Raw genomic sequence first — 13440 nt, 5'->3', positions numbered from 1 at the left:
TAATGTTTCCTTATCTACCCCATACTGAAGAAGATAGAAAAGAGCTGTTGGCAGGAGTTGGAGTTGAGTCGATAGATAAATTATTTACAGATATTCCAAGAGATGTTCAATTAAATCAAGAACTTAATTTGGAGGCGCCTCTTTCAGAACTAGGAATTAAGAGAAGAATGAAAAGGCTAAGCGATAAAAATGAAGATATGACAGAATATACATCTTTCTTAGGAGCAGGTGTTTATGATCATTATGTTCCTAGTGTAGTAGATCATATTTTATTAAGATCTGAATTCTATACTGCTTATACTCCTTATCAGCCAGAGATTAGTCAAGGATACTTACAGGCTATTTTTGAATATCAAACAATGATCTGTGAATTAACGGGATTAGATGTAGCTAATGCTTCTATGTATGATGGAGCTAGTGCTGTAGCTGAAGCAGCTTTAATGTCTACGGCTATTAAGCGTAGAAGAAAAGAAATCGTTGTTTCTACTACTGTTAGTCCAGAAAATAGAGAAGTATTAGATACTTATGGTAATGCCGCTGATTTAACAATAAAAGAAGTAGATTTTACAGAAGGAATTATTGATATAGAGCAGTTAAAAGATACAATTAGTGAAGAAACTGCTGCTGTAATTATTCAAAGTCCTAACTTCTTTGGACAATTAGAAGATGTAGCCAAATTATCTGACATTGTTCATGAAGTTGATGCTCAATTCGTAGTAGCTACTGATCCGATTTCTTTAGCTCTTTTAGAAGCTCCTGGTAATCTTGGAGCTGATATTGTAGTCGGTGAAGGACAAAGTTTAGGAAATAATCTTAATTTTGGAGGACCACATTTTGGTTTCTTCGCTACTACTAAAAGAAATATGCGTAGAATGCCAGGACGGATTGTTGGTGAAACAGTAGATGATGAAGGTAATAAAGGTTATGTTCTAACTTTACAAACAAGAGAACAACATATTCGTCGGGAAAGAGCAACTTCTAATATCTGTTCTAATCAGGCTTTAAATGCTCTAGCAGCTACAGTATATATGACTGCCTTAGGTAAGCAAGGTTTAAAGCAAGTAGCAGAGATGTCTTTAAAGAAAGCTCATTATGCTGCTGAAAGAATTACAGAATTAGATGGTTATGAATTAGCATTTGATGGGCCGTTTTTTAAAGAATTTGCTATTAAAACTACAAAGCCTGTTTCTCTAATTAATGATGAATTGTTAAATGATAAGATTGTAGGCGGTTTTGATTTAGGAAAAGATTATTCTGAATTAAAGAATACTATGTTGCTAGCTGTAACTGAAAAGAGAACTAAAGAGGAAATTGATGAGCTAGTACAAGGATTGGAGGGGATATAAAATGAGAAGAGAGAAAGAATTAATTTTTGAATTAGGTAAAGAAAATAGAGTTGGTTACTCTCTTCCTGAAGATGAGTTTGCGGAAGTGAATGTGGAAGATCAAATTCCTGAAGAATATCTGCGTGATGAAGCCCCTGAATTGCCAGAAGTTAGCGAATTAGAAGCAGTTCGACACTTTACAGAGTTATCGACTAGAAATCATGGAGTAGATAATGGCTTCTACCCTCTAGGTTCTTGTACAATGAAGTATAATGCTAAAGTAAATGAAGATGTAGTAAGGTATCCAGGCTTTACTAGTACTCACCCTCTACAGTCTGAAGATATGGTACAAGGAAATTTAGAACTAATTTATGACTTAGAGCATAAGTTATCTGAAATTACCGGGATGGATCGGTTTACTATGCAACCAGCAGCTGGAGCTCATGGTGAATTAACCGGTTTAATGATTATTAAAGAATACTTAAGAAAAATTGGAGCCGATGAAAAGACAGAAGTAATCGTTCCAGATTCAGCTCACGGTACTAACCCAGCAAGTGCTTCTATGGTTGGTTTTAAAGTAGTAGAAGTGGAATCTAATGATAAAGGATTAGTAGATATAGATGCCTTAAAAGAATCAGTTAGTGAAAAGACAGCCGGATTAATGTTAACTAATCCTAATACATTAGGATTATTTGAAGAAGATATCTTAGAGATGGCAGAAATAGTTCATGATGTTGGTGGCTTGCTTTATTATGATGGTGCTAATATGAATGCAATCATGGGTAAAGCTCGACCAGGAGATATGGGCTTTGATGTAGTCCATCTTAATCTTCATAAGACATTTGGTACTCCTCACGGTGGAGGAGGTCCAGGCTCTGGTCCAGTAGGAGTTACAGAAGAATTAGCTAAGTTCTTACCAAAGCCTTTAGTTGAAAAAGACGGCAGTGATTATTCATTTAATTATGATATGCCAGATTCAATAGGTAAGGTTAGATCTTATTATGGTAACTTCGGAGTGGCAGTTAAAGCTTATGCTTACTTATTAGCCTTAGGTGCTGAAGGGGTAAAAAGTGTCAGTGAAGATGCAGTGTTAAATGCTAACTATTTAAAAGAAAAACTAAAAGATGATTATAAATTACCTTATGATAGAGTCTGTAAACATGAATTTGTGTTTTCAGGTGATCATCAAAAGGAAAATGGAGTTGCTACATTAGATATAGCAAAAAGATTATTAGACTTTGGTGTACATCCACCAACTATCTACTTCCCATTAATTGTTCATGAAGCATTAATGATAGAGCCAACAGAGACAGAGAATAAGGAAAGCTTAGATCAATTTATAGATGTTATGAAGAAGATTGCTAAAGAAGCTAAAGAAGATCCAGAAAGAGTTCAGGCGGCCCCACATAATACTGTAGTAGGTAGATTAGATGAAACTACTGCTGCAAGAAAGCCGCAGGTAAGATGGAAGTCAGAGAAATAAGTTCTAGTTTACAAAATAAGTTAAAAGAAGCTTGGGAAGTTCGTTGTAGGAACTTCCCTTCTTTTATTAAATTTGAATATCCGAGTAAAACAAAACCAATTAGTTTAACTGGTAATGAGTGCAGCCTGGATTGTGCCCATTGTGGAGGGCATTATTTAAAACATATGGATTCTTTAGAGGAATTTCAAGTTCAAAGCCAAGAAGATGTTAAAAGTTGCTTAATTAGTGGTGGATGTGACCCAAATGGAAAAGTTAATCTTACTAAAAATTTAGATGAATTAAAGGAAATTGCTGATAATAAAAGAACTAATATGCATGTAGGATTAGTGGAAGAAGAAGAAATAGCAGAAATTAGTCAATTAGCCGATGTTGTCTCTTTTGATTTTATAGCTGATCAAGAGACTATTCAAGAAGTATATGGTTTAGATAGAAGTGTGGAGGATTATATAAATACTTATCAAAAATTAAAAAAAGAAGTAAAAGTACTTCCTCATATCTGTATTGGTTTAAAAGGAGGAGAGCTTGCGGGAGAGTATGAGGCTTTGGAGGTTTTAGAAGAATTAGGAGCAGATGGATTAGTTTTCATTGTATTTATTCCTACTAAAGATACTGAATATGCCGATTGTACTCCACCTCCTTTAGAAGAAGTAATAGAATTACTAACTATGGCCAGAATTAAGTTTCCAGAAATCCCTATCCACTTAGGCTGTATGCGGCCAAAAGGTAGATATCGGGCTGAATTAGATTACTATGCAGTAGAAGCTGGAGTCAATAAGTTAGTAGTGCCTACTAGCTTTGGAGTTAAAAAAGCAGAAGAACTGGGACTTACGATCGAAAAGGGAGAGGAGTGTTGTGTATTATGATTAAATTATCAGCAGGAACAGCCAATGTATTAGGTCTAAAGAGATTAAAGACGGATGCTCCTCCTACTACCGCATACTTAATGGCTGGTGAAGGTTGTAAGAATAGTTGTGGATTTTGTTCTCAAGCTATTACTAGTGATGCTAATAAAGATAATCTATCAAGAATTAGATGGCAGGAGTATGAGATTAATAATATAGTTGCAAACTTAGACCAAGCAGCAGAGGATGATAAGTTAAAGCGAACATGTATTCAGGTAGTAAATAATAAAGCAGTGAAGGAATTATTGCCAAGTCTTTTAGAAAAAATGAATTCTAAAGTTGAATTACCTGTTTGTGTTTCTAAGAATATTAATTCTTTAGATGAAATTAATAAACTTTTAGATTCAGGTGCAGACAAGGTTAATATTTCCCTTGATGTAATTAATCCTAAGGAGCATACAAAGATTAAAGGTGGTACTTATCAAAAGAAGTATAATTTATTGACTGCAGCAGCTAAGAGGTTTCCTGGAAAGATTTCTACTCATATAATTATTGGCCTAGGTGAAAGTGAAAAGGAAGTAATAGAGCTATTATTAGAATTAAAGAAATTAAAAGTTGGGATTGCTATTTTTGCCTTTACGCCTTTACCAGGAACAAAGTTAGTTGATCATCCTCGACCAGAAATAGATAAGTATCGTCGAATCCAAATTGCTAATTATTTAATTAATAAGTATGGTTTTAAAAAGAATGATTTTGGTTTTGAGAATAATAGGTTAATAAGAGTAGAAGCGACTGATGCAAAACTTTTAGAAATATTATCTACTGGTGAAGCTTTTGAAACGGTTGGATGTCCTGATTGTAACCGACCCTATTATAATGAAAAACCAGGGGGGACTATTTATAATTATCCACGAAAATTAAGATCTAAAGAAATAAAAGAAGCTATTAAAGAGAGTAAGTTGGTGACTATAGATGGCTAAGATGAAATGGAGATTATTGAATACCGGTTATTCTACTGGAGATATGAATATGGCTTTAGATGAAGCCATATTAAAGTCTGTAAAAGCAGGAGATGTTCCACCTACAATCAGATTTTATGGTTGGGATCCAGCAGCTGTTTCACTAGGTTACTTTCAAAGTTTAGAAAAAGAGATTGATATAGAGGGCTGCAAAGAAAGAGGAGTAGATATTGTTCGGCGATTGACCGGTGGTAGAGCAGTGCTTCATGATGATGAATTGACTTATAGTTTAGTAATTTCGGAAGAACTTAATTTTTTGCCAGATTCTATTATTGAATCTTATAAGATAATTAGTCAAGGATTATTAGCAGGATTACAAGAATTGGGTATAGAGGCTAAGATGGTTTCTTTAGCAGATAAAAAGAAGAAATCAGGTAGTCAAAGTGCTGCCTGCTTTGATGCTCCTTCGTGGTATGAGATTTCTGTAGATGGTAAGAAGCTGGTAGGAAGTGCTCAAACTAGACGAGATGGAGTTATCTTACAGCATGGTTCTATTCTAAATACTCAAGACGTTGATAAATTAATGGATACTCTTAAATTTAAATCTGACCGAAGAAAAGAAAGGTTCAAAAAGATCTTTGCTAAAAAGGCAACTACTATTCAAGAGGCTATAGGTCAAAGCTTTACTTTAAAGGAATTATCTATTGCTTTTAAGAAAGGTATGGAAGAAGGAATGGACATTATTTTAGAAGAAGGACAATTAACGGAAAAAGAATTAAGTTTAGCTAAAAAGTTGGCAGCAGAAAAGTATAGTAGTCAAGATTGGAACTTTAAGAGATAGAATAGTTTACTAGGAGGGATAGAGTATGAAAGAATATGATATTGCAGTTGTTGGGGGAGGACCTGGTGGTTATGTAGCGGCTATTAAAGCGGCCCAATTAGGGGCTGATGTCTGTTTAGTCGAAAAAGAAGATTTAGGTGGAACTTGTTTAAATCGAGGCTGTATTCCGACTAAAGCATTGACCGCTAGTTGTGATGTTGTCAGAAATATTAAAGGAGCTAGAAGATTTGGAATAAAAGTTAATGATTTTGAAATTGATTGGTCAAATGTGGCTAAAAATAAAGACCGCAAGGTTAGTCAATTAGTTAAAGGTATTGAATACTTAATTAAGAAGAATGATATTGATTTTGTTTCTGGAACTGCTTCTTTTAAAGAAAAGAATTTATTAGAAATTTCCGATAACGATGAAGTGTCTGAAGTAAAAGCAAAGAATGTAATTATTGCTACTGGATCTCAACCAAGGGTAGTACCGGCCTTTAATTATGATGGAGATAAGGTAGTGACTAGTAAAGAACTTTTAGAATTAGAAGAATTACCAGAGAGTCTTTTAATTATAGGAGCTGGAGTAATCGGATGTGAATTTGCTTCTATTTTTGCTACAGTAGGCGTTAAGATAACTGTTGTAGATGTAATGTCTAGATTATTACCAACTGAAGATGAAGAGATTAGTAAAAATTTAGCTCGGGCTTTTAAAAGAGCTAGAATTAAGACTAATCTAGAAACTGAAATTCAGGAAATAAAGACTGATGAAGAAGGAATTGAAGCGATTATTGGAGATAGAGATTCAATTGAGGCTGATATGGCTTTAGTAGCTATTGGTAGAAAGCCTTACACTGAAGGTCTAAATTTAGATGCTATTGGCTTAGAAACAGCAAATGGAGTTATTGAAGTTAATGAGTATTTAGAAACCGCTGTTGAAGGAATTTATGCTATTGGTGATGTGACAGATGAGATCCAATTGGCCCATGTTGCTTCTAAGCAAGGGATGGTAGCAGTGGAGAATATTTTAGATGAAAAGCAAGAGATGGACTATCGGGTAGTACCAAATACTATCTTTACTCATCCGGAAGTAGCAAGTGTCGGCCTAAATACTCAAGAAGCTGAAGAGGCTGATATTGAAATAGAAGTTGGTAAGTTTTTCTTTAAAGGGAATGGTAAGGCTGTAACCCTTAATGAAACTCAAGGATTAGTAAAAATTATTATGAATGCTAAGGATGAAACTATTTTAGGAGGCCATATTGTTGGTCCTCACGCTTCAGATTTAATTCATGAGATAGCATTAGCAATTAAATCTGGGTTAACTGTAGAAGAATTGACAGATATGATTCATGCTCATCCTACATTAGCTGAAGCAGTATTAGAGGCGGCTGAAGATACAATGGGAACAGCTATTCATGGCTAAATGATGGGAAATTATATAAAAATAATAAATAATATGCAGGAGATTTCATTTAGTTATAGAAATAAAAGGTATGTAATTTAGTAGCTAAACCTGATTACTTTATATACTTGTTTACTAATTTTAATCATTGAAATTATTTAATCATCGAAATTATCTGCAGAATTATTTACAAATTGAGTGATCAGATCTGGTCACTCAATTTTTTCTATATATAATTCTGAATATTATAACAAATTACAGCAATTACATTTAAACTCTTACTTATGAGGTTTTATAATTTTAAAAGGAGGCTTTAAATGGTTAATTTAAGGGATGTAGAAGAATTTATTCAGCAGGTAGCTGAAGCATTTGCGCCGGTGTTAGATTATGAAGTTGCTGTAATTGATGATGCATTAGAGGTTTTAGCAGGTACTGGACGATATCAAGAGGAGATAAATACACAATATGGACCAGGTTCTATGACAAGGAAACTTATATCTGATCCTGATCAAAAAGCATTAGTAGTAGAAGATTCTAAATCTAGTGATTTATGTGAGGAATGTGATGATAGAGAGAGTTGTCCTGTTTGGGCAGTTATTATGTGTCCAATTGTATATTCTAGTGAAGTTATAGGTTCATTATCTTTAATGGCTTTCAATCAAGAACAACAAAAAAACTTAATTAGTAATCGTTTAAAATTAATTACTTTTTTACGAAAAGTAGCAGAATTCATTACTAATACTTTAGGTGAAAAAGCGATGAAGAGCCAAGTAATAGTTATGGCTAACAAATTTAAAGCGGTAATTAATTCAGTACATGAAGGTATCATTGCAATCAATGATCAGCAACAGATTACGCATATTAATCAATCAGCTAAAGAGATACTGAAAATTGGAAAGGAGCAGATTGGAAAAGATATTAGTATTTTATTTTCTGATTTTGATCTAGATGAAGTTTTAAATAATATGAACGAAGGTAATTATTTAGAAACTAGAATCAAATATAGACAAGAGAATAAAAAAATGACTTTAATCTCTAATATAACTTTAATTGAAAATGATAATAAGAGAGCAGGAGCCACTATATCTTTTAGAGAATTAGATGAGATAAAAAAATTAGCTAATAAGATCATTGCTAAAGATAATCAATTTACCTTTGATAATATCAAAGGTACTAGTGAAGAGATTACAAAAATTAAAGATGATATGCAAAGGGTTGCACATACTGATTCTACCGTTTTAATTCGTGGTGAAAGTGGAACAGGAAAAAGTATGTTTGCAAAAGCTATTCATGAAGAAAGTGATAGACGTGATGAATCTTTTATTGAAGTTAACTGCGCAGCTATTCCAGAGTCTTTATTAGAATCAGAATTGTTTGGTTATGAAGAAGGAGCATTTACAGGGGCTAAAAAAGGTGGAAAGCCTGGTAAATTTGAATTAGCTCATAAAGGTACCATATTTTTAGATGAAATTGGAGATATGCCTACTCATTTTCAAGTTAAATTACTAAAGGTAATAGAGACTAAAAAGATAGAAAGAGTAGGTGGAGTAGAGTCGACTGATGTTGATGTAAGAATTCTTGCTGCTACACATCATAACTTAGAAGAGATGGTTCAAGAAGGTGATTTCAGAAAAGATTTATTTTATAGATTAAATGTTATTCCATTTTATATCCCTCCTTTACGTAAAAGGAAAGAAGATATTACCCTTTTACTACACTTATTCTTAAAAGAATATACTCAAACATTGCAAAAAGATATAATTGATTTTACTAAAACAGCAAAAAAGGAATTGCTTAATTATTCATGGCCAGGGAATGTGCGAGAATTAGAAAATACTATTGAATATGCCGTCAATCTTGAAACTTCAAATTATATTACTAAAGAGAGCTTCCCAGATCGAATTATAGAAAATGAAACCTCTTTTGAATTCGAAGATAATTCTATAATTCCTACTATTAGTGAATTAGAACAGAAAGCCATAATTGAAGCATTAAAAGAATTTGGCACAAGTGGTAAAGCTAAAAAGAGAGCAGCTAAAGCATTAGGAATTAGTAGAGCTACTTTATATCGGAAGATTAAAAAATTTGATATTGATTCTACCCATATTGATATTGAGGCTAAGCAGATAAAAGAATTATCATAGGTATTTATTATTGTAGATGATTCTCATTATGAAATAAATTCTCAAAAATATAAAATGCATTTAAACCCTAATGTAATAGGGTTTAATAAAGATTGATTAACAAAGACATCTCATATTGAGATGTCTTTGTTAATTATATTAAGCTAATTTATCGTTTTTGAAAGGATATTTCCTTTAATTAACCACTTATTTAATAAATTATAATAAAAAAGCATATCTCATTAAGTTTGGTATAGAAATTGCATATAAAGTTAATAGAGAACAGAATAATTAAATTATGATTTAATTCTACCATATTACATTATTGAAAAGGATTTTATTGACAATTAGACTGCATTATATAAAAAGGAGGAAAAATATGATTAAACAAAAGGTTTCAGTTCAAGAGATTTTGTCAAGTGAAGATGTAGAGATGATTCATGAGGCATCAATGGATTTATTAAAAAAGACAGGAATAGAAGTTTTACATGAAGAAGCACGAGATATTTTTGAAAAAAATGGTGCTAAGGTTGACGGAAATCGCGTTTATTTATCACAGGATATCATTGAAAGTGCTTTAAAAAAAGCTCCGGAATCATTTACATTAAATGCTAGAAATCCAGCTAATAATGTGATAATTGGTGATGATAATTCAGTAATAGCTCCAGGTTATGGAGCACCGTTTGTAACCGATTTAGACACTGGGAGAAGAAATTCAACTTTTGAGGATTATTTAAATTTCACAAAGTTAGCTTCCGCTAGTGACCACATTGATATAGTAGGTGGAGTTTTGGTAGAACCGACAGATATTCCGGATGAAAAAAGACATGCTAAAATGCTCTATGCAGGAGCTAAATATTCAGATAAATGTCTAATGGGAAGCGCTTTAGGTAAGAAGAAAGCACGGGATTGTTTTAAAATGGCTAGTATGCTTTTTGGTGAAGATGAGATCATAGATGATAAACCTATAGTAATTACTTTAATAAATACGACTAGTCCATTAAAGTATGACCATAGGATGTTAGATTCATTAATAGAACATGCTAAATATAATCAAGCGGTTGTGATTGCTTCTTTAATTATGGCTGGTTCTACTGGACCTATGTCCATAGCAGGAACTCTTACCTTACAGAATGTAGAAGTATTAGCTGGGATTGTTTTAGCACAGATGATTAATCCTGGTACCCCTGTGGTTTATGGTTCTGCTACAACTATTACTGATATGAGAACAGCTAATTTAGCCGTAGGGAGCCCGGAATATGCTAAATTTGTAGGAGCAACTGCTCAATTATCTAGATATTATGGATTACCTTGTCGAGCTGGTGGGTCTATTACTGACTCTATTATGGCCGATGCACAGGCGGGATATGAATCGATGATGATGTTTATGTCTACAATTAATCATGGATTGAACTTTGTATTACATTCTGTTGGACTCTTAGAAAACTATATGACCATGTCTTATGAAAAATTTATTATTGATAATGAAATCTTAGGGATGATAACTAATTACCAAGCAGGTATTGAGGTCAATGAGGATACAGTTGCTAAAGAAGTGATTAAAAATGTGGGGCATGGAGGGCATTACTTGTCATCACCTCATACTATGGAACATATGAGAGATTTTAGAGATCCTATTTTGAGTACAAGAGCTGGTTATAAATCAGACGATGATTTGATTCCTGCCGTTGAACGAGCTAATAAAAAATGGAAGTCAATTGTAAAGGGTTTTGAAGCTCCAGAATTAAATTCTGATATTGAACAGAAGTTAATTAATTATATGGAAAGTATATAATTAATTAAAGGTTAAGCAGTCCGATTTATTCGGGCTGCTTTTCTAATTCTCATTTTGAGATGAAATATCAAAATGAGAATTAGTCTATAACTATTGAGATATAAGGATTCATAGATGATTATTTTAAAAAAATCTCAAAGTTAGATAATATATCAAAAATATTCTGACTTTTTAGAAAGAAATAAATAATTCATATTAAAAAAATATAGTTTTAATTCCTATTATATGGTGGTTGATGGTAAAAATACTAATTATAATCATGATTACTCAATATTTGGCATGAGTGTTGCATTTGTATTATAGTGAAGCCAATAATGATTTTTTATCTGATTGTGATATTGATTAAATTGCCTAATTTTAGTATTAGAGTTAATTAGGAGGTGATTTACTTAAAAGTAAACTTAATTATGATTAAAATGAATGAAAATTAATAAATTAAAAAGGAGGAAAAATAATGTCAGATTTTGAGAAGTTAAGCGATGGTGTAATTGCTGGTGAGGTTGATAGAGTAGTTGGTCTTACTCAAGAGGCAATAGATGATGGATTAGAGCCAAAGAAGATTATTAATAATGGTTTAATTGCAGGAATGTCTGTTGTTGGCCAGAGGTTTAAAGATGGAGATATGTTTGTACCAGAAGTAATGATGGCAGCTAAAGCAATGAAGAGTGGAGTAGAGTTAGTGAATCCATTACTAACTGATGGGGAGACATCTTCTAAAGGAAAGGTGTTATTAGGAACAGTTGCTGGTGATTTACATGATATCGGTAAAAACTTAGTTGGGATGATGATGGAGAGTGCTAGCTTAGACGTTATTGATTTAGGAACAGATGTTGATCCAGAAGAATTCGTAGAAGCTGTAAAAGAGCATGAACCAAATGTATTAGGAATGAGTGCTTTATTAACAACAACAATGTTAGAAATGCAGAATACAATTGAGTTATTAGAAGAAGAAGGATTAAGGAACTCACTAAAAATTATTGTAGGAGGGGCTCCTGTAACTCCGGATTTTGCTGAAGAAATTAATGCAGATGGTTGGTCTCCGGATGCTGCTTCAGCTAAAGATCAAGCTTTAGAATTAATTGGTTAATTATCCTAATTAATTAAGCTAAATTGATGATAGATATTCTGTGAAAGGAGAGATGAGTTTATGGAAAAGGTGACAAGCAGTAATTTTAAGGCTAATGCTTCAACAGTCTTAGAGGTATTAAGTGAAGATCAATGTCAAGAAATTTTATCAGCTGCTATGGAGGTTTTAGAACGAACTGGAGTTGTGTACCATTATGATGAAGCTCTTGAAACTCTAGATGATGCTGGATGTTATGTAGATGGAAATCGAGTACGGATTCCAAGTAGATTAGTTGAAAAGGCATTAAGAAGTGTACCATCTAGGGTAACTTTATATAATAGTAGAACCAAAGAACCAGTATTAAGATTAGAAGGAAGTAATGCATATTTTGGAACAGGGTCTGATACTCCTTACTTTATTGATCCTTATACTCAAGAAAGAATCAAAGCTAGTGAGGAAACAGTAAAGATGGCTACTAAAGTAATAGATGCTTTGCCTAATTTAGATTTCGTAATGTCTTTAGGAATTGTTCAAGATGTACCACAGCCAATTTATGATAGATACCAATTTCGAGCTCAGATATTAAATACATCTAAACCGATCGTTACTACAGCAACTGATGTTGATGGTTATGCTGATATTATTGAGATGTGTGAAATTGTTGCCGGAGGAGAAGAAGAATTAAGACAAAAGCCATTCATGACTCTTTATGCAGAACCGATTTCTCCATTACAGCATGATAATGATGCTTCTAATAAATTAGTATTAGCTGGTAAGAAGTCATTACCTGTTGTTTATACACCATGTATCATGGCAGGGGGAACTGTTCCAGCAACTTTAGCTGGAGCTATGGCTAACGGTTTAGCAGAGAGTTTAAGTGGATTAGTTCTTAACCAATTAACTAATGAAGGAAATCCATTCATTATGGGTGGAGTATTTACAATTATGGACATGGACACTACAATTTTCTCTTATGGTGCTCCAGAATTTGATTTAATGCAGGCAGCTTTAGCTGATATGGCTCATTATTTAGGGATTCCAATGTTTGGTACTTGTGGTTGTACAGATTCTAAAGTTGTAGATGAACAGGCAGCAATTGAGGATGCAATTTCTATTTTAATGACTGCTCAATCAGGGGCTAATTTAAATCATGATGTAGGTTATATTGAACATGGTAATGCTGGTTGTTTAGAGAATTTAGCAGTAGCTGATGATTTAATTGGCATGGCTCGAAGAGTAGTTGATGGGATTGAAGTTACCGAAGAAACATTAGCACTTGATGTTATTGATGAAGTAGGGCCAGGTGGACATTTCCTTAGTCATGAACATACAATGGAACATTTTAAGGAGGAGACTTGGTATCCAGATTTATTCCAACGAAAGCGGTATGGTGAGTGGGTAAATGATGGAGAAAAGACTCTTACTGATCGGGCCAATGATAAGGTTATTGAAATTCTTGAAAATTATGATCCTGAGCCATTACCACAGGATACTGTTCAAAAATTAGATGATATAGTTAAGAGAGCAGAAAGTAATTTAGATATTTGACCAGAATAATAAACCCATAATCTTAGGTGAGGTAGAAGCTACCTTGCCTAAGATAAAATATAATTCATATTTAAGAA

The 13440-nt window shown here is 33.2% G+C and carries 10 protein-coding genes; all 10 read left to right on the top strand.

What is annotated here, in order from left to right; all coding sequences use genetic code 11:
* Positions 1-2: 2 nt before the first annotated feature.
* The 10 genes from gcvPA (at position 3) to B5D41_RS00250 (ending at position 13363) form a co-directional block, all read left to right on the top strand.
* Entirely contained in the window at positions 3-1346 is a 1344-nt protein-coding gene (gene gcvPA / locus B5D41_RS00295; protein ID WP_078808600.1) for an aminomethyl-transferring glycine dehydrogenase subunit GcvPA, read from the top strand.
* A gap of 1 nt (position 1347) precedes the next feature.
* Entirely contained in the window at positions 1348-2808 is a 1461-nt protein-coding gene (gcvPB, locus tag B5D41_RS00290) for an aminomethyl-transferring glycine dehydrogenase subunit GcvPB (RefSeq protein ID WP_078808599.1), read from the top strand.
* Positions 2790-3671, top strand: a complete 882-nt coding sequence (locus B5D41_RS00285; RefSeq protein ID WP_078808598.1) for a LipS1 family lipoyl synthase — start codon at positions 2790-2792, stop codon at positions 3669-3671. Before gcvPB ends, B5D41_RS00285 begins: the two co-directional genes overlap by 19 nt.
* A complete protein-coding gene (locus B5D41_RS00280; protein ID WP_078808597.1) occupies positions 3668-4630 on the top strand; it encodes a LipS2 family lipoyl synthase in 963 nt (320 codons plus the stop codon). The genes B5D41_RS00285 and B5D41_RS00280 overlap by 4 nt, the downstream gene beginning before the upstream one ends.
* Positions 4623-5450 (top strand): lipoate--protein ligase family protein, encoded by an 828-nt coding sequence (locus tag B5D41_RS00275; protein ID WP_078808596.1) that lies wholly within the window; start codon positions 4623-4625, stop codon positions 5448-5450. The genes B5D41_RS00280 and B5D41_RS00275 overlap by 8 nt, the downstream gene beginning before the upstream one ends.
* Before the next feature lie 25 nt (positions 5451-5475).
* Complete coding sequence (gene lpdA, locus B5D41_RS00270; RefSeq protein ID WP_078808595.1) at positions 5476-6852, top strand: dihydrolipoyl dehydrogenase; 1377 nt, start codon at positions 5476-5478, stop codon at positions 6850-6852.
* 296 nt (positions 6853-7148) lie between these two features.
* Positions 7149-8975, top strand: a complete 1827-nt coding sequence (locus B5D41_RS00265) for a sigma-54-dependent Fis family transcriptional regulator (protein WP_078808594.1) — start codon at positions 7149-7151, stop codon at positions 8973-8975.
* A 358-nt stretch (positions 8976-9333) separates the two neighbouring features.
* Positions 9334-10749 (top strand): trimethylamine methyltransferase family protein, encoded by a 1416-nt coding sequence (locus tag B5D41_RS00260; RefSeq protein ID WP_078808593.1) that lies wholly within the window; start codon positions 9334-9336, stop codon positions 10747-10749.
* A gap of 454 nt (positions 10750-11203) precedes the next feature.
* Positions 11204-11836 carry a corrinoid protein gene (locus tag B5D41_RS00255; protein ID WP_078808592.1) on the top strand — a complete coding sequence of 211 codons (633 nt, stop codon included), beginning with the start codon at positions 11204-11206 and terminating at the stop codon, positions 11834-11836.
* A 60-nt stretch (positions 11837-11896) separates the two neighbouring features.
* Complete coding sequence (locus B5D41_RS00250; protein WP_078808591.1) at positions 11897-13363, top strand: trimethylamine methyltransferase family protein; 1467 nt, start codon at positions 11897-11899, stop codon at positions 13361-13363.
* The last annotated feature ends 77 nt before the right edge of the window (positions 13364-13440 follow it).

Source organism: Selenihalanaerobacter shriftii (assembly GCF_900167185.1).
GTDB classification, from domain to species: domain Bacteria; phylum Bacillota; class Halanaerobiia; order Halobacteroidales; family Acetohalobiaceae; genus Selenihalanaerobacter; species Selenihalanaerobacter shriftii.
This window is presented reverse-complemented; position numbering and strand designations above follow the sequence as displayed.